Annotated in this window: 16 protein-coding genes; 12 read left to right on the top strand and 4 right to left on the bottom strand. The window is 65.8% G+C overall.

Annotated elements, in window-relative coordinates; all coding sequences use genetic code 11:
• Positions 1-74: 74 nt before the first annotated feature.
• The 11 genes from AQZ50_RS06035 to AQZ50_RS05985 all read left to right on the top strand — a co-directional run bounded on the left by AQZ50_RS06035 (position 75) and on the right by AQZ50_RS05985 (position 11,034).
• Positions 75-986 carry a LysR family transcriptional regulator gene (locus AQZ50_RS06035; protein ID WP_067744136.1) on the top strand — a complete coding sequence of 304 codons (912 nt, stop codon included), beginning with the start codon at positions 75-77 and terminating at the stop codon, positions 984-986.
• A gap of 54 nt (positions 987-1,040) precedes the next feature.
• Positions 1,041-1,460: an NAD(P)H-dependent oxidoreductase subunit E gene (locus AQZ50_RS06030; protein ID WP_082703472.1), complete on the top strand. Its 420-nt coding sequence runs from the start codon at positions 1,041-1,043 to the stop codon at positions 1,458-1,460.
• The gene (locus tag AQZ50_RS06025) at positions 1,457-3,004 is read left to right on the top strand and encodes an NADH-ubiquinone oxidoreductase-F iron-sulfur binding region domain-containing protein (RefSeq protein WP_067744130.1); all 1,548 of its coding nucleotides are present in this window, start codon (positions 1,457-1,459) and stop codon (positions 3,002-3,004) included. The genes AQZ50_RS06030 and AQZ50_RS06025 overlap by 4 nt, the downstream gene beginning before the upstream one ends.
• Positions 3,001-3,546, top strand: coding sequence for a molybdenum cofactor guanylyltransferase (locus AQZ50_RS06020; protein WP_067744127.1), 546 nt, complete (start codon positions 3,001-3,003; stop codon positions 3,544-3,546). The genes AQZ50_RS06025 and AQZ50_RS06020 overlap by 4 nt, the downstream gene beginning before the upstream one ends.
• Positions 3,536-6,424 carry a formate dehydrogenase subunit alpha gene (fdhF, locus tag AQZ50_RS06015; protein ID WP_067744124.1) on the top strand — a complete coding sequence of 963 codons (2,889 nt, stop codon included), beginning with the start codon at positions 3,536-3,538 and terminating at the stop codon, positions 6,422-6,424. The genes AQZ50_RS06020 and fdhF overlap by 11 nt, the downstream gene beginning before the upstream one ends.
• Positions 6,421-6,669 carry a formate dehydrogenase subunit delta gene (locus AQZ50_RS06010; RefSeq protein ID WP_067744121.1) on the top strand — a complete coding sequence of 83 codons (249 nt, stop codon included), beginning with the start codon at positions 6,421-6,423 and terminating at the stop codon, positions 6,667-6,669. The genes fdhF and AQZ50_RS06010 overlap by 4 nt, the downstream gene beginning before the upstream one ends.
• The gene (gene fdhD, locus AQZ50_RS06005; protein WP_067744118.1) at positions 6,656-7,444 is read left to right on the top strand and encodes a formate dehydrogenase accessory sulfurtransferase FdhD; all 789 of its coding nucleotides are present in this window, start codon (positions 6,656-6,658) and stop codon (positions 7,442-7,444) included. The genes AQZ50_RS06010 and fdhD overlap by 14 nt, the downstream gene beginning before the upstream one ends.
• 13 nt (positions 7,445-7,457) lie before the next feature.
• Positions 7,458-8,228 (top strand): TonB family protein, encoded by a 771-nt coding sequence (locus AQZ50_RS06000; RefSeq protein WP_231730132.1) that lies wholly within the window; start codon positions 7,458-7,460, stop codon positions 8,226-8,228.
• Between the two features lie 37 nt (positions 8,229-8,265).
• Positions 8,266-8,709 (top strand): DUF2721 domain-containing protein, encoded by a 444-nt coding sequence (locus AQZ50_RS05995; protein ID WP_067744114.1) that lies wholly within the window; start codon positions 8,266-8,268, stop codon positions 8,707-8,709.
• A gap of 116 nt (positions 8,710-8,825) precedes the next feature.
• Entirely contained in the window at positions 8,826-9,896 is a 1,071-nt protein-coding gene (locus tag AQZ50_RS05990) for a DUF2827 family protein (protein WP_067744111.1), read from the top strand.
• Between the two features lies 1 nt (position 9,897).
• On the top strand, positions 9,898-11,034 hold the full coding sequence (locus AQZ50_RS05985) for a DUF2827 family protein (RefSeq protein WP_067744109.1): 1,137 nt from the start codon (positions 9,898-9,900) through the stop codon (positions 11,032-11,034).
• A 13-nt stretch (positions 11,035-11,047) separates the two neighbouring features.
• On the opposite strand, the gene AQZ50_RS05980 is transcribed toward AQZ50_RS05985, so the two are convergent.
• From AQZ50_RS05980 to AQZ50_RS05970, 3 genes are all read right to left on the bottom strand, one after another.
• Positions 11,048-11,353 carry a polyhydroxyalkanoic acid system family protein gene (locus tag AQZ50_RS05980; RefSeq protein ID WP_067744107.1) on the bottom strand — a complete coding sequence of 102 codons (306 nt, stop codon included), beginning with the start codon at positions 11,351-11,353 and terminating at the stop codon, positions 11,048-11,050.
• An 86-nt stretch (positions 11,354-11,439) separates the two neighbouring features.
• The gene (locus tag AQZ50_RS05975) at positions 11,440-12,180 is read right to left on the bottom strand and encodes a hypothetical protein (RefSeq protein WP_067744106.1); all 741 of its coding nucleotides are present in this window, start codon (positions 12,178-12,180) and stop codon (positions 11,440-11,442) included.
• 2 nt (positions 12,181-12,182) lie between these two features.
• Entirely contained in the window at positions 12,183-13,388 is a 1,206-nt protein-coding gene (locus AQZ50_RS05970) for a toxic anion resistance protein (RefSeq protein ID WP_067744104.1), read from the bottom strand.
• A gap of 120 nt (positions 13,389-13,508) precedes the next feature.
• Between AQZ50_RS05970 and bla the strand changes: the two genes are divergently transcribed.
• Positions 13,509-14,480, top strand: a complete 972-nt coding sequence (bla, locus tag AQZ50_RS05965) for a class A beta-lactamase (protein ID WP_067744101.1) — start codon at positions 13,509-13,511, stop codon at positions 14,478-14,480.
• A 9-nt stretch (positions 14,481-14,489) separates the two neighbouring features.
• Here the strand turns inward: bla and AQZ50_RS05960 are convergent, their stop codons facing one another.
• Positions 14,490-16,247 (bottom strand): fatty acyl-AMP ligase, encoded by a 1,758-nt coding sequence (locus tag AQZ50_RS05960; protein ID WP_067744098.1) that lies wholly within the window; start codon positions 16,245-16,247, stop codon positions 14,490-14,492.
• Positions 16,248-16,313: the final 66 nt, after the last annotated feature.

The raw sequence follows: 16,313 nt of genomic DNA, 5'->3' as shown, positions 1-16,313 counted from the left end.
GCCTCCGGGCCATTCGGGCGAGATGACACGATGGCCGCTCCCGGCTAGGACATGCATGGGGAGAACTTCAATCCATGCAGCTGCGCCACTTGCGCTATTTCGTCACGCTGGCCCGCATGCGCCATTTTGCGCGCGCGGCAGAGGAATGCGGCGTGTCGCAGCCCACGCTTTCGGCGGGGATGGTCGCGCTGGAGCAGGAATTGGGTCGGCGTCTGGTCGAGCGGGATCGCCGTTTCATCGGGCTGACCCCGCATGGCGAGGCCATGTTGCCCTGGGCGCAGCAGATTCTGGGCGCGATGGGGGCGATGCATGCGGCAGTCATGGCGACCCCGCTCGAAGGCCCGTTTACGCTGGCGGCCATTCCTGCCGCCTTGCCGCTGGTCGGGCGGTTCGGGGCGGCGTTGCTGGCGGCCAATCCGGGGCTCATGCTGTCGGTGCGTTCGGCGACGGCGCGGGCGATCGATCAGGCGCTGCCCGCGCTCGAAATCGATGCCGCGATCACCTATCTCGATCAGGACCCGCCGCCGGGGCTGACGGCGGTGCCGCTGGCGGGCGAGGACTATCTGTTTCTGACCCGGCGCGGCGGGCGGTTTGACGATCGGGTGACGATCGGCTGGGACGAAGCGGTGGCGCAGGATCTGTGCCTGCTTGACGAAACCATGCTCTACCGCCGCATTCTGGACCAGCGCCTTGCGCTGCGCGGCCATGTCGCGCGGCCGCGGGCGACGGCGGACAGCCATGTCGCGCTGTTTGCGCTGGTCGCTTCGGGCGCGTTTTCGGCGATCGTGCCCGATGGCTATGCGCATCTTCTGGCCGGGGCCGAATGGGCGCGGTTTGTGCCGCTCGATCCGCCCGAGCCGGTGCGGCGGGTGGGCCTGCTCGTGCTCGATCGCGATCCGCCGCTGCCGCGCGCGCAAGCGGCTATGGCGGCGGCGCGGGCTTTTGTGATAGATGGCCTCTATCAATCTTTGCCGGTTTCGATTTGACTTCACAGGGCAGCGCGCGAAGGGTTCGCGCTGGACAGGATTGATATGGCGCCGATGACACCGACCGAACTTGATCGCATCCTTGCCGCCCATGCCGGGCGCGAAGGGGCTTTGTTGCCGATCTTGCACGACGTTCAGGCGGCTTTTGGCCATGTCGGCGAAGAGGCGGTGCGTGCGATTGCCGCCGCGCTCAATCTCAGCCGCGCCGAAGTCCATGGCGTGGTCAGTTTCTATCACGATTTTCACGAAACGCCCGCGCCGCGCCCGGTGATCAAGCTGTGCCGCGCGGAAAGCTGCCAGGCGCGCGGGGGCGAAGCGCTGGCTGCGACGCTCGCCGGGGAAACGCGGGTGACGATCGAGCCGGTCTATTGCCTTGGCCTGTGCAGTGTCGGGCCCAATGCCATGGTCGGCGATGGGCTTCATGCCCGGCTCGATGCCGCGCGGCTGTCGGCCTTGGTGGAGAGTGTAGCGTGAGCGCGGTTACCGTCCGGATCAGCGACGATGCGCTGGCCCTGGCCTGCGGCGCCGATGCGGTTGCCGATGCCTTTGCGGCGGCGGGCTGCACAGTCATCCGGGTGTCGAGCTGGGGCATGCACTGGCTCGAGCCGCTGGCTGAAATCGACGGGCACGGGTTTGGCCCGCTGACGCCGGGCGATGTCGGGGCCGTGCTCGCCGGGGCCAGCCCGCTGGGCATCGGGCGGATCGCGGCGCATCCGTTCATCGCCCGGCAGGAGCGGCTGACGTTTGCGCGCGCGGGCAAGATCCGCCCGCTCAGCCTGGATGATTATGCCGCGACCGGCGGCTGGATCGGGCTGGAGCGCGCGCGGGACCTGGGGGCGGAGGCGACGATTGCCGAAGTGACGCGGTCGGGCCTGCGCGGGCGCGGCGGCGCGGGTTTTCCCGCCGGGATCAAGTGGACCACGGTGGCCAAGGCGCCCTCCCTGCGCAAATATGTCGTATGCAATGCCGACGAAGGCGACAGCGGCACATTTGCCGACCGTATGGTGATGGAGGGCGATCCCTATCATCTGATCGAGGGCATGGCGATTGCCGGGTTCGCGGTCGGCGCGCAGCAGGGCTACGTCTATATCCGCAGTGAATATCCCCATGCGATCGCGAAAATGCGCGCGGCAGTCGAACGCGCCGCGCCGATCATCGCGCCGTTTCGCATCGAAGTGCGCGTCGGCGCGGGGGCCTATGTCTGCGGTGAGGAAACCTCGCTGCTCAACAGTCTGGAAGGCAGACGCGGCGAAGTGCGCGCGAAGCCGCCGTTGCCCGCGCTCGAAGGGCTGTTTGGTCAGCCGACCGTGGTCAATAACGTGCTGACGCTGACGGCGGTGCCGTGGATCATGGCCAATGGCGCGGCGCATTATGCCTCGGTCGGGTTTGGCCGGTCGCGCGGGACGATGCCGATCCAGATTGCGGGCAATGTCCGCCATGGCGGCCTGTTCGAAGTCGGCTTCGGGATTACGCTGGGCGAGCTGGTCATGGATATCGGCGGGGGCACTGCCAGCGGGCGCCCGGTGCGCGCGGTGCAGGTCGGCGGGCCGCTGGGCGCCTATCATCCGCCATCGGATTTTCACCTGCCGTTCGATTACGAAAGCTTTGCCGCCGCCGACGCGCTGATCGGCCATGCCGGGATCACCGTGTTTGACGATACGGTCGACTTGTCTGCGCAGGCGCGCTTTGCCATGCAGTTCTGCGCGGTCGAAAGCTGCGGCAAATGTACCCCGTGCCGCATCGGATCGACGCGCGGGGTCGAAGTGCTCGATCGCATCCGCGCCCGCACCGGGCGGGTGGCCGATCGCGTCGAAACGCTGCCGCAGATGCACAATGCGAAAAAGGGCGCGCGTACTTTGTCCGAAGACATCGCACTGCTGACCGATCTTTGCGAGACGATGAAATTCGGCTCGTTGTGCGCGCTCGGCGGCTTTACGCCTTATCCCGTGCTGTCGGCGCTGCGCTGGTTTCCCGAAGATTTCGGCCTGCCCGCGCGGGTGCAGGAGGCGGCGGAATGATCGCCGCGCGCGTCATGGGCGTGGTTTTGGCGGGCGGCACATCGCGCCGGTTTGGCAGCGACAAGGCGCTGGCCGAGATCGGCGGACGCAGCCTGATCGCGCGCGCGGTGGCGAATCTCGAGCGGCAATGCGATGCGGTCATTGTCGCCGGGCGCGCCGAAGCGCCGGTCGCGGTGGTGCCCGATCATCCGGCGCCCGGGCTGGGACCGCTGGGCGGGCTGTGCGGCGCGCTGCATCATGCCGCCGATCATGGCTTTGACGCGGTGTTGTCGATCCCGGTCGATGCCTTCGATGGGCCCGTCGATCTGATCGCGGAGCTGTCGCCTGCCCCTGCCTATGCCGAGGGCGCACCGGTCATCGGGCTTTGGCCGGTTGCGGCGCGGGGCGCTCTCGATGCCTTGCTGGCCGAAGACACCGTGCATTCCTTGCGCGCCTTTGCCTTGCGCATCGGCGCGCGCGCGGTGCGCCTGTCGCGCCAGCCGTTCAATATCAACACTCCGGCCGATCTCATCGCCGCGAAGGAACACGCCCATGGGCTATGAACCCCAGGCCGATTTCGGCACGCCCGAAGTCCGCAGCGAAACTCCTGTCACGCTGTCGCCTGTCACGCTGTCGCCTGTCACGCTGTCGCCTGTCACGCTGTCGATCGATGGGCGCGAAGTCAGCGTGCCCGCAGGGACGACGGTGATGCGCGCGGCGGCGGTGTCGGGCGGATCGATTCCCAGACTTTGCGCGACCGACAGCCTGAAGCAATATGGCTCGTGCCGGCTGTGCCTTGTCGAAATCGACGGGATGCGCGGCACGCCCGCGTCTTGCACCACGCCGGTCGCGCCGGGCATGGTCGTGCACACCCAGACCGAAAAGCTGCAGAAACTGCGCCGGGGGGTGATGGAGCTCTATATCTCCGATCATCCGCTCGATTGCCTGACGTGCAGCGCCAACAACGACTGCGAATTGCAGGACATGGCGGCCAATGTCGGCCTGCGCGATGTGCGCTATGGCTATGAGGGGGACAATCACCTTGGCGCCGAGACCGACAGTTCGAACCCCTATTTCGATTTCGATCCGTCGAAATGCATCGTCTGTTCGCGCTGCGTGCGCGCCTGCGAGGAAGTGCAGGGGACGTTCGCGCTGACTATCGACGGGCGCGGGTTTGGCTCGAAAGTCAGCGCGGGGCTGGCGAGCGACGATTTCCTGTCGTCCGAATGCGTTTCGTGCGGCGCCTGTGTGCAGGCCTGCCCGACCGCGACGCTCAATGAAAAGGCGGTCAAGGCCATCGGCAAGCCCGAGCGCGCCGTGATCACGACATGCGCCTATTGCGGCGTCGGCTGCACCTTCCGCGCGGAAATGCGGGGCGAACAGGTCGTGCGCATGGTGCCGTGGAAAGACGGCAAGGCAAACCACGGCCATTCCTGCGTCAAGGGCCGCTTTGCCTGGGGCTATGCCATGCATCAGGAACGGATCACCAGGCCGATGATCCGCGAACGCATCGATCAGCCCTGGCGCGAAGTCTCGTGGGAAGAAGCGCTGGGCCACGCCGCGCGCGAATTCCGCCGCATCGCCGATACGTATGGCAACAATGCGCTGGGCGGGCTGGTGTCGAGCCGCTGCACCAACGAGGAAGGCTTCCTCGTGCAGAAACTGGTGCGCGCAGGCTTTGGCACCAACAATGTCGATACATGCGCGCGCGTGTGCCATTCGCCGACCGGCTATGGCCTCAAGACCACATTCGGCACGTCCGCCGGAACGCAGGATTTCGACAGCGTCGATGACAGCGACGTGATCCTGGTGATCGGCGCCAATCCGACCGACGGGCACCCCGTGTTTGCCAGCCGGATGAAGCGGCGGCTGAGACAGGGGGCAAAGCTGATCGTGATCGATCCGCGCCGGACCGACATGGTGCGCTCGCCGCATATTGCCGCCGATTATCACTTGCCCTTGCGCCCCGGCACCAATGTCGCGGTGCTGACGGCGATGGCGCATGTCATCGTCACCGAAGGCCTTGTCGATGAAGCCTTCGTGCGCGAACGCTGCGATGGGGACGAGTATCGCGACTGGGCCGATTTCGTTTCGGACGAGCGCAACAGCCCGGAATTCCTTGCCCCCGTCACCGGCGTCGACGCCGATCTGGTGCGCGGCGCGGCGCGGCTGTTTGCCACCGGCGGTAATGGCGCGATCTATTACGGGCTGGGCGTGACCGAGCACAGCCAGGGCTCTTCGACGGTCATGGCGATTGCCAATCTGGCCATGGCGACGGGCAATATCGGCAGGCGCGGCGTCGGGGTAAACCCCTTGCGCGGGCAGAACAATGTGCAGGGCGCCTGCGACATGGGCTCTTTCCCGCACGAATTGTCGGGATACCGCCATGTTTCCGATCCCGAGGCGCGCGCGCTGTTCGAAGCGGAATGGGGCGTGGCGATCGATCCCGAGCCGGGGATGCGCATTCCCAACATGCTCGATGCCGCGACCGACGGCGCGTTCAAGGGGCTCTATGTCCAGGGCGAGGACATCCTCCAGTCCGACCCGGATACAAAGCATGTCGCGGCCGGGCTCGCGGCGATGGAATGCGTCATTGTGCATGACCTGTTTCTCAACGAAACGGCCAATTATGCGCATGTCTTCCTGCCGGGATCGAGCTTCCTTGAAAAGAACGGCACGTTCACCAATGCCGAGCGGCGTATCCAGCGCGTGCGCAAGGTGATGGAGCCGGTCAACGGCTATGAAGACTGGCAGGTCACGCAGGAACTGGCGCGCGCCATGGGGCTCGACTGGAACTATACGCATCCGGGCGAAATCATGGACGAGATCGCCCGCCTGACGCCGAGCTTTGCGGGGGTCAATTACGATCGGCTTGACGCCGATGGCTCGCTGCAATGGCCGGTCAACGCGGCGCATCCCGACGGGTCGCCGATCATGCATGTCGATGGCTTTGTGCGCGGCAAGGGCAAGTTCGTGGTGACCGAATATATCCCGACCGACGAACGCACCGGGCCGCGCTTCCCCTTGTTGCTGACCACCGGGCGGATCTTGTCGCAATACAACGTCGGGGCACAGACGCGGCGCACCGAAAACACCGTCTGGCACGGCGAAGACGTGCTCGAAGTCCATCCCTCCGATGCGGAAAACCGGGGCATCCGCAGCGGCGACTGGGTACGGCTCGCCAGCCGGTCGGGCGAAACCACCTTGCGCGCGACGGTTACCGACCGGGTCGCGCCGGGGGTGGTCTACACCACGTTTCACCACCCCGCGACTCAGGCCAATGTCGTCACCACAGACTATTCCGACTGGGCGACCAATTGCCCCGAATACAAAGTGACCGCCGTGCAGGTGACGCCGTCGAACGGCCCGAGCCAGTGGCAGGAAGACTATGACAATCAGGCCGCGCAGTCGCGCCGCATCATGGCGGAGCCGGCGGAATGAGCGCGGAGGATCACACCGTCGATACCATCGCCAAGCTGGTGCGCATGGCCAACCAGATCGCGCGCAATCTGACGCATGACAAGGATCCGGTCGCGGCGATCGCGGAGCATATTCATGCCTTCTGGACCGTGCGGATGCAGGAGCAGCTGTTTGCGCACGGACCCGAGGGGCTTGACCCGCTGGCGATTGCCGCGCTCGAACGGCTGGCGCTCGGCGCGCGGGATCAGGGCCATGCAGTCCGTTGAAGGCGCGCGTCCGAGCGTCGTTACCGAACATTTTGCCGATGGCAGGCCCGCGCGCGCGCTGACCCGGCACTTGGTCGAAGAAGCGCCGATCGCGATCGAAATCAACGGCATCGGCTATGCCGTGATGATGGCGACGCCTGCCGATCTGACCGATTATGCGCTGGGTTTCTGCCTGTCGGAGCAGTTGATCGATGACGCTCGCGAATTCGTGTCCGCCGATGCGGTTGCGGTTCCTGCGGGCGGCTGGATGCTGCGCGTGCTGCTCGATGCGCCCTCGGCGGGCCCCCTGATCGATCGCGCGCGGCTGCGGCTGGCCGAGGGCAGTTGCGGGTTGTGCGGGATCGAAAGCCTCGAACAGGTCTTGCGGCCCTTGCCCCCGATCACGGCGCGGCTGACGGTCGCCAAGGCGGCGGTGTTTCGCGCGGTCGCGGCGCTGGGCGATCATCAGGCGCTGGGCCGGGCCACGCGCGCCGCGCATGGTGCCGCGTTCTGCGATCCCGATGGCACGATCCGCCTCGTGCGCGAAGATGTCGGGCGGCACAATGCATTCGACAAGCTGATCGGCGCGCTGGCGCATGCGGGGATTGATCCTGCGACAGGGTTTGTCGTGCTGACCGCGCGGTGCAGCTTTGAGCTCGTGCAAAAGGCGGTGATCGCCCATGTCCCCGTCTTGGCGACGATTTCTGCCGCATCGACGATGGCGGTCGATCAGGCGCGCGCGCATGGGCTGACGCTCTATAGTCTGGCGCGCGAGGACAGCCTGCTCGAAACCTGATAGAGCGGCGCCCATGGCCAGACCGTCGTCCGCCTCTGCATCGCCCGCTCCGGCTCGTTTTGCCGATACGCCTGCGCTGTCGCGGCGCGCACGCGCGGGGCTTGGTCTGGCGATTGTCTCGATCCATGTCCTGCTCGGCTTTGGGCTGGTCCGCGCCTTTGGCGGTGTGCGTGCGCTGGCAGAGCAAGTCGGGCTGGGGCCGGTGCTGGTGGCGCTGGCCGTGCCCGACAAGCCCGTGCCGCCGCCCCCGCCGACCCGCGCGGTAACCAGCCACGAAGCCGAAGGCGCCAGCGGCGCGGCGGGCAAGCGCGCCGCCGCCGACCAGATCGTTGCCCCACCGGCGCGAGTGCCGATCCCAGCCCCGCCCGCAGCGCCTGTCGCGGGCACGGGCAACGAAACCCGTTCGGGCGCCACGGCGAGCGGGGAAGGCACCGGCGGGGCGAGCACCGGCACCGGCACGGGCAGCGGCGGCGCAGGCAACGGCAGCGGCGGGCGCTTTGTCGCGACGAAGCCGGAGAAAATTGCGGGCGATCTCGCAGAGAGCGATTACCCCAAGGCAGGGCGGGCGAAGCGATTGGGCACTGCCGTGATCGTGGTGCTGACCGTGGGCACCGACGGGCATGTCACCGCCTGCCGCGTGCATCAGCCGAGCGGCGATCCCGAAGCCGACGCGGTGACGTGCAAACTGGCCCGCGAACGCTTCCGCTTTCACCCCGCGCTCGATCAGAACGGCGATCCGATCGAGGCGCCGTTTGGCTGGCAACAGCGCTTCTTCTGGAATTGAACCTTGCCATGGCGCGGCGCGCCGGCAAGATGGCGCGATGATTGCGCAGACCATTCAGCTTTCGCTCGCGCCGGTGTTCGTGCTGGTGGCGATCGGCAATATCATGAACATCCTGACCACACGGCTGGGGCGGATCGTCGACAGGTCGCGCGTGCTGCAAAAACTCCATGCCGAAACGCTGGGTGCCGAACACGATGTCGTGGTGATCGAAATGCGCTATGTCGATCGGCGCATTCAACTGATCGGCCATGCGCTGCTGATTCTCGTGCTCAGCGCGCTTGGCATCGGGGTAACGGTGGGCACTTTGTTCCTTGGCGAATTGTTCGGCCAGGAACTGCGCCTTGCCACGCAAGTCAGCTTTTTCACCGCGATTGCCCTGTTGATGGCCGCGCTGGTCTATCTTCTGCTCGAAACCCGCCTTGTCGCGCAGACGCTGCGTCTGCCTCGCGGCTTGCTCGAATTGCACCGAGAGGATCTGTGACGTGTGCCTTTGATCCGAACGCCGGGCGGGGTGATCCGTATTCGCCCTGATGTCCAGCGGGCACAAGTCGCCTATCGTTGCGTAACGCAACGCTAAGGGGAAGGGCGGTTCGGGCGATGCAGGTGGGAATTGCGTTTGCGAACGCGGCGTCGGACGCGTTCGGTCTGGCGCGGCGCAATCGCGCGGCCTGGCATCTGCTGGAAGTTCTCGGCAAGGGCGCGGGTGTGGCCTGTCGGATCATTGCAGAGCCGACAGCGCCCGACGATATCGACCCCCTCTCGCCCGCCGAAGCCGCGCGATGCTGCGATCTGATCATTGCGGTGGGGCAGGATCTCGCTCTGGCCGACATTGCGCCCTTTCGCGCGCGGGGCGGTCGCTATGTCCTGTTTCTGCCGGACAATCCTTATGCCGGATGGGTCGAGCATTCGATCTTTGACCGCGGGGCGGAATTTGGCCCGGTCGAATGCCATGACGAGATCTGGACTTTTGACACGTTTCGCAATCAGGAACGCCTCTTGCACACGCTGTACCGCTGCCCGGTGCGTTTTGTGCCGCGCGTCTGGTCGGCCTCGGTGATCGAACGGCATGATCGCCAGCAGGCGGAGGGGGCGGGATTTGTGCTGGCTTATGCGCCGCGCTGCGGGGGCGCGCTGCGCTGCGTGATCAACGAGCCCAATACGACCGCGCGCAAAATGGGCGTCATACCGCTCTTGGCCGTCAATCGGTTTCATACCGAAAATCCCGGCGCGATTGCCCGCGTGGCGTATCGCCACGGGGTGCATCTGCCCGATCAATTGACCTTCAATTTCATCGCGGCGAATTGCGAAGTGCATCATCAGGGCTTGCTGACGATCTGGGACGATCGGGATTTTTTCGCGTTTTTGCCGAATCACGCGGATTTCGTCTTTGCGCACAATGGCGACGGATCGGTCGAATTCGATCATCTCGATACGCTCCACGCCGGCTATCCCTTGCTGCACAATGTGCCCGCGCTGTCGGATCTGGGCCATTATTACGCCGACAGCGACATCGATCGCGCGGTCGCGCTGTTGGGCGACATTCTTCTGGCCAATCCGGCCCATTTCGAGGCCCGTCGCGCCGAAACGCGCCGTAAACTGCGGCGGTTCGATGTCGCGAATGACGACGTTGTCGCTGTTTACCAACGCGCCGTGATGCGGGAGGTCTGACATGACGGGCTCTGCGCGCGTCGATCGCGGCCTCAGGGTCGGGGTGACCATGTTCATCCGGGGCGGCGATCAATCGCTGTGGGAAAACGGCATTCACCAGAACGCCAATTTCCTGATGCTGCTGCTGATGCGTTCGCCGATCGTTTCGCAATGTTTCGTGGTCAACGGCGCGCCAAAGGCCCTGCACAAGGGCGGCAATTTCGAAGCCGAACTGCTCTGTCCGGTGATCGACATGGTCGAGGCGATGAACACGCTCGATGTCGTGATCGAGCTGGGCGCGCATCTCAAAGACGGCTGGACCGCCCAATTTCGCGCGCGCGGGGGGCGGATCATCGCCATGCGCGTGGCCAACGATTATGTCATCGACATGGAAAGCATGGCCAATACCCTGCCTCCAGGGCAACTGGTCTATGGCATCGAATACGATCAGATCTGGACCTTGCCCGCATTCGAGCGGACCAATACGGCCTATTACGCCAATCTGTTGCGCGCGCCGGTCAGGACGATGACCCATTTGTGGAGCCCGCTGCTGATCGAGCGCGATGCGCAGGCGACCGGGCGGCCATGGGGGTACAAACCGGACGGTGCGCCCTGGCGGATCGCGATCATGGAGCCCAACCGGTGCTCGGTAAAGACGTGCCATGTTCCGATGCTGATCTGCGAAGAGGTCTATCGCAGGCAGCCGCAGGTCCTGGCCGCGATGCAGGTCTTCAACGCCGATCTGTTTTCGCGAGAGGGGTATTTCGCCCATTTCGCCGCAGCCCTCGATGTGGTGCGCAGCGGGCTCGTCACATTCCGGCCGCGCTACAAGATCAGCCGGATCATGCATGATCTGGCCCATTGCATCGTGTCGCATCACGTCGATAATGCGCAGAACTATCTCTATTACGAGGCGCTGCACGGCGGTTTCCCGCTGATTCACAATTCCGCGCTGCTGGCCGATTGCGGCTATCGCTATCGTGATCTGGATTGCGAGGACGGCGCGCGGGCGCTGCTGGCGGCGATGGCCTGCCACGAGGCAGAGCTTGATGGCTATCGTGCGCGGAGCCGGGCCTTTCTCAAGACGCTCGACCCCTGTGGCGGGGCCAATGTGGCGCAATACAGCGCCGCGATCCGGGACTGTTTCGTCGATCGGTAAGCTGCCCTCCCGGTCAGGAAAGCAGCTTTTCGCCCCGTTCGCGGATCATCTTTTCGATCATGCCGCGGGCAAAGCCCAGACCGCCCGGTATCGTCACATCGAACACCAGCGCGGTCTCGGTGATGTCGAGCGTGGTCGGCACGGTATAGCCCATTGTCGAGGCTTCGACCGACAGGCGGTCCTGCCCGATCCAGTGCAGCGTCAGGCTGAGCGGGCCGCCGACCAGCGCGCCCGCTTTGGCTTCGGCGCCGTCCATGCGTGCGGCAATGCGGCGGCGGACTTCATCCTTGCCGAGCGAGTGGGGAATTTCGAGACGCATCAATGCTCCGGAAGGCTAGTGGTCCGATTCTGACATTTGCTACCGTGCTATCCGGATGGCGGGATGCAAATGTCAAAAACAATCCACTAGGGCGTTTCCTCAAGCGCGTTGCCATAGCGATAGTCAAGATAGCGCGCTTCGGTCGCCAGCGCGTCGATGTCGCCATCGGCCAGACGGCGCGACAGCGTGTCGATTTCATCGGTGATGCGCGACAGGCCCTCGGTCAATTGCGCATCGGCGGTCTTGCCGCCGCGCGTTTCGCTGCGCAGATGGGCGGGGATGCGGACATAGCTGGCGACCATGCCGGGCAAGTGTTCGCCGATCAGGCGGCGCACGTCGCCCACCGCCGGTTCGGCCGGGTCGATCCCCGCCATCTGCGTACCCAGCGCATCGAGCCGGGCGCCGATCGCATCGAGCTGGCGCGCGGCGGGCGGCGGCAGGGCGGGGCGCTGCGATTCGAGCCACAATTGCGTGCGCCCGACCGTGGCGCGCACGTCGCCGCGATTGAGCGCGCCGAGATCGGGCACTTTCAACCGGGGAAACACCGCAAAAAAGCCGACCGCCAGCACGAGCGCCACAATCGTCAGCACGAACCCGCCAAGGCCGATCCCGCCGATCATGATCCCGGCTATCGTCGCGGCAAACAGGATCACGCCGACCGCAAGGCTGGCGCGTACCAGCTTGCGCAAGACATGCTGGCGCTTCAATTCCGCCGAGCGCCGCCCGATCGAACGACCTGAGGCACGGCGCCCGCCATCCTGCTGAAACGCCAGCGTCGCGCGCGCGGCTTGCATGATCTGCGTGTGGTCGCTTGCTTCGCCGGCCATGATCAGCCTTCTGCGTCGAGCGACAGGGCCGGGTGCGGGGCCGCATTGCCGGTCGAACTGGTGGCCTGCGCGCGGGCGATATAGCCTTTCGACTTTTCGACCTCGTTCGACAGCGTGGTCACGGTCTGCTTCATCGAATCGAGCGCTTTCAGCTTGAAGGTGTCGATCGAATCCATCGTCTCATAGATGTTCTGAAACGCCTTTTGCAGCGTTTCGAGCGGGATCGTGCTCGATGCCGCCATCTCGTGGATTTTTGCGGTGTTGTCTTTCAGCATCGTGCCGGTGGCATCGATGATATTGGCCGTCGTGGTGTTGAGCGCGGTGATCTGTTGCAGCACCAGCCGCTGGTTGGTCATCGCTTGCGCCACGGTGACGGCGGTGCGCAGCGCGGCGACTGTGGTCGTACCCGCGCGGTCGACGCCCTTGATCAGCTCGACATTGTTCTTCTTGACCAGATCGAGCGCGAGATAGCCCTGCACGGTGACCGCCATCTGGGTCAGCAGATCCTGCGTGCGCTGCCGCGTGTAGAACAGCGCCGATTCGCGCAAGGCCTTGGCTTTGGCCGGATCGGTGTGATCGAGATCGAGCGCGGCCTCCTCCAGCTTTTGATCGAGCGTGCGCGCGATGTGGATCATCTGTTCGAGCTTGCCCATCGCCTCCCACAGTTTGGTTCGCTCGACATCGATCGCGGCATTGTCCTTGAGCAATTCGTCCTTGCCCGAGGCGAGCCGGTCGAGGATCGCCTTGATATGGCCCTGCGCGGAGACATAGCTGTCGAAATAGCGCTTTACCGGGTTGCCGAAGGGGATGATGCCCAACAGCTTGCGCCCGCTGCCGGTCACCCCGCGCTTGCCCGGATCGAGATCTTCGACCGTGCGGCGCAGCGCGGCAAGATCGCTGCCGACTCCGCTATCCTTGTCCATGGCGCGGACCGGGCGGTCGAGAAAGCGGTTCGACATCCCGGCGGCGGCGGCGATTTCCTTGGCCCCCATCGCGGTCAACTGATCGACGCGGCTGCCGAATTCGGGGCTGGCGGCGTCTTGCGCGATCAGGTCGGCGACAAAGGCGTCGGCGCGCTCGTCGAGTTTGGTACAGGTCTCGTCGGTCAGCGGAACCAGCCCGGCGGCCTGTTGCGGCGCGACCACGGGCACCGGATCGGGCGGGGTCAAAGTCAGGGCAGGGGCGGTATCGGCGCTGGTGCTGGCCATGGGGGTACTCTGTTGGAGGCGTTTATCGCTGCGAAGATGGCCCGGCGCGGCCCGACCTGCAAGGGTGCATGGTCGATGGGGATTGGCGGTTGGTCGGAAACCGGGCTAGCCTGCCGCGCCATGGCTTCTGTTTCTCTTGATCGTCGTACGATTCTTGGCGCGCTGGGCGCCTCGCTCGTTCCCGTTCCTGCGCTGGCGGTCCCGTCGGCGCGCGCGCTGACAGGCGCCGGATGGCTTGGCGCGCTTGAGCGTCGATCGGGCGGGCGGCTCGGCGTGATGGTGCTCGACAGCGCGCGCGCGCGCGGCTTCGGCTGGCGCCAGGACGAGCGTTTTGCCCATTGTTCGACGTTCAAGCTGTCGCTGGCCGCCATGGTCCTGGCGCAAATCGACGCCGGGCGCGCGCGGGGCGATGAAGTGGTGCCTTATTCGGTGCTCGACGTGCTGCCCGCGTCGCCGGTGACGGGCGCGGCGGCGGAAAAGATCGCGGCGGACCCGGTGCTGGCGGGCCAGGAAGGGCTGCCCGTCTTTGCACTGGCCGAAGCGGCGGTCGAGCGCAGCGACAATCTCGCCGCCAATCTCCTGCTCGCGCGGTTTGGCGGTCCGGCGGCGCTGACGGCCTTCTGGCGCGCCACGGGCGATCCGATCAGCCGCCTCGATCATCACGAGCCCGCGCTCAACCGGGTCGCGCCGGGGGCGGATCAGGACACGACGACGCCCGCCGCGATGGCGGCGACAGTGGCGCGGCTGCTGACCGGATCGGTGCTGTCGGGCGAATCGCGCGCGCGGCTGTGGGGGTGGATGAAGGGCGCGCCGACCGGGCTCGGGCGGTTGCGCGGCGGGCTGCCCGCCCGATGGCAGGGGGGCGACAAGACCGGCACGTGGACCGGGGCCGAACTGCCCGCGAAAATCAACGACATCGCGCTGGCGCTGGCCCCGGTGGGCGATCGCCATTTTTCCGCGCCGCTCGCCGTGACCGCCTATTACGAACCCTTGGGCACAGTCGATGCGGTGCGCCCGGAAGACGAGGCTGTGTTGGCGGCGGTCATGCGCATCGCCGCCGACCCCGCCGCATGGCGACCGCAGCGGCGATGATGCCCGTGCTCAGGCGGCGAGGCTGTAGGGTTCGATTTCGCCGGTCAGATACAGCTTTTTGGCTTTGGCGCGGCTGAGCTTGCCCGAACTGGTGCGCGGCAGCGTGCGCGGCGGGACCAGTTCGACGACGCAGTTCATGCCGGTGATCGCGCGGACCTTGTCGCGGATCTGGTCGCGCAGGCGCAGCCGTTCCTCGGGGTCCGAGACGCGGCAATGGACCAGCACGGCGGGCGCTTCTTCGCCCGATTCGGTCTCGATCGAAAAGGCGGCGATGTCGCCCTGATGGAATCCGGGCAGCTGTTCGACCGCCCATTCGATGTCCTGCGGCCAGTGGTTCTTGCCGTTGATGATGATCATGTCCTTCGCCCGACCGACGATGAACAAGTATCCGTCCGCGTTGAGATAGCCCATGTCGCCGGTATCGAGCCAGCCGTCGACCATCGCGGCCTCGGTCGATTCGGGATCGCGGAAATAGGAATGCATCACCGACGAACCGCGGCACCACACTTTGCCGATATGGTGGTGTGCGACGGGCGCGCCGGATTCGCCGCGAATCTCCACTTCCATGCCGCGCACCGGTACGCCGCAATTGACGATCGCGCGATAGCGCGCGGGGCGCGACAGATCGCGCGGGCTGCCCGACAGGCGCTCCTCTTCGACCAGTTCGACCCGAATGCCTTCGCCCGGCGGCATCAGCGTGACCGCCAAAGTCGCTTCGGCCAGGCCATAGCTGGGCAGGAACGCGGCGGCCTTGAACCCGGCGGGGGCAAAGGCATCGACAAAGCCCTGCATGACATCGGGGCGGATCATGTCGGCGCCGTTGCCTGCCACGCGCCAGCGCGCCAGATCGAAGCGTTCGGCCACGTTGGTCTGGCTGGAAATGCGCCGCGCGCAGATGTCATAGCCGAATGTCGGCGAATAGGAGACGGTCGTGCCCTTGTTGCGGCTGATCATGTCGAGCCAGGCGAGCGGGCGCCGCGCGAAATCGTCGGTTCTGAGGAAATCGACCGAGACCTGATTGGCGATCGGCGACAGGAAACAGCCGACGAGGCCCATGTCGTGATACCACGGCAACCAGCTGACGCAGCGGTCGCCGTTCTGGATCTTCATGCCGTGGGAATGGCCGGCAAGATTGGCCATCAAGGCGCGGTGGGTGACGGCCACGCCGTGGGGAAAGCGAGTCGATCCGCTCGAATACTGCAGATAGCTGATCGCGTCGGGATCGGCCGGGGGCAGATCGCCCTTGGCCGGTTCGATCGCGGCAATATCCTGCCAGCTCAGCCCCGGGCAGCCCTGACGCGCGGCGGCGGCGGCGCACATCGCGCCGATTTCGTCGGGATAAAGCAGGACGCGCGGGTCGGAGCTGGCCAGCTGCACCGTGATCTGGTCGATATAGTTGTCCTTGCCGCCAAAGCTGGTCGGCAGCGGCAGCGGCACCGGCCAGGCGCCCGCATAGATCGTGCCGCAGAACAAGGCGGCGAATTCGGGGCCGGTTTCGGCAATCAGCGCGACCCGATCGCCCGGCGCGATGCCATGCGCGATCAGCCGGTGTGCGGCGACCAGCGCATCGGCGCGCAGCTCGGCAAAGGGATAGACGCGCGACAAAGTGCCGCGTGCGTCATGAAAATTGAACCCGCGCTCGCCGGCTGCGGCATAGTCGAGTGCGTCGCAGAACGTCGCAAAATCGGCGAAGCGGCGCGGCTGGGCGTCATCATTGGGTGTCGGCACCAGCGCCGCCACATCGCGGACGGCTTCGGAAACGGTCATCTGCTACCCCGGGGTCTATAGTCTTTTGCAGTTTTATGTCGCGGGCCGATGGCACAATTGCGCGCA

This window comes from Novosphingobium sp. Fuku2-ISO-50, from assembly GCF_001519055.1.
GTDB lineage: Bacteria > Pseudomonadota > Alphaproteobacteria > Sphingomonadales > Sphingomonadaceae > Novosphingobium.
The sequence above is the reverse complement of the archived record's forward strand: the minus strand, read 5'-3'. Positions and strand labels throughout refer to the sequence as shown.

Coding starts and splice junctions, on each gene's coding strand:
- AQZ50_RS06035 (WP_067744136.1), top strand. CDS start 75: ATGCAGCTGCGCCACTTGCGCTATTTCGTCACGCTGGCCCGCATGCGC.
- AQZ50_RS06030 (WP_082703472.1), top strand. CDS start 1,041: ATGACACCGACCGAACTTGATCGCATCCTTGCCGCCCATGCCGGGCGC.
- AQZ50_RS06020 (WP_067744127.1), top strand. CDS start 3,001: ATGATCGCCGCGCGCGTCATGGGCGTGGTTTTGGCGGGCGGCACATCG.
- fdhF (WP_067744124.1), top strand. CDS start 3,536: ATGGGCTATGAACCCCAGGCCGATTTCGGCACGCCCGAAGTCCGCAGC.
- AQZ50_RS06010 (WP_067744121.1), top strand. CDS start 6,421: ATGAGCGCGGAGGATCACACCGTCGATACCATCGCCAAGCTGGTGCGC.
- fdhD (WP_067744118.1), top strand. CDS start 6,656: ATGCAGTCCGTTGAAGGCGCGCGTCCGAGCGTCGTTACCGAACATTTT.
- AQZ50_RS06000 (WP_231730132.1), top strand. CDS start 7,458: ATGGCCAGACCGTCGTCCGCCTCTGCATCGCCCGCTCCGGCTCGTTTT.
- AQZ50_RS05995 (WP_067744114.1), top strand. CDS start 8,266: ATGATTGCGCAGACCATTCAGCTTTCGCTCGCGCCGGTGTTCGTGCTG.
- AQZ50_RS05990 (WP_067744111.1), top strand. CDS start 8,826: ATGCAGGTGGGAATTGCGTTTGCGAACGCGGCGTCGGACGCGTTCGGT.
- AQZ50_RS05985 (WP_067744109.1), top strand. CDS start 9,898: ATGACGGGCTCTGCGCGCGTCGATCGCGGCCTCAGGGTCGGGGTGACC.
- AQZ50_RS05980 (WP_067744107.1), bottom strand. CDS start 11,353: ATGCGTCTCGAAATTCCCCACTCGCTCGGCAAGGATGAAGTCCGCCGC.
- AQZ50_RS05975 (WP_067744106.1), bottom strand. CDS start 12,180: ATGGCCGGCGAAGCAAGCGACCACACGCAGATCATGCAAGCCGCGCGC.
- AQZ50_RS05970 (WP_067744104.1), bottom strand. CDS start 13,388: ATGGCCAGCACCAGCGCCGATACCGCCCCTGCCCTGACTTTGACCCCG.
- bla (WP_067744101.1), top strand. CDS start 13,509: ATGGCTTCTGTTTCTCTTGATCGTCGTACGATTCTTGGCGCGCTGGGC.
- AQZ50_RS05960 (WP_067744098.1), bottom strand. CDS start 16,247: ATGACCGTTTCCGAAGCCGTCCGCGATGTGGCGGCGCTGGTGCCGACA.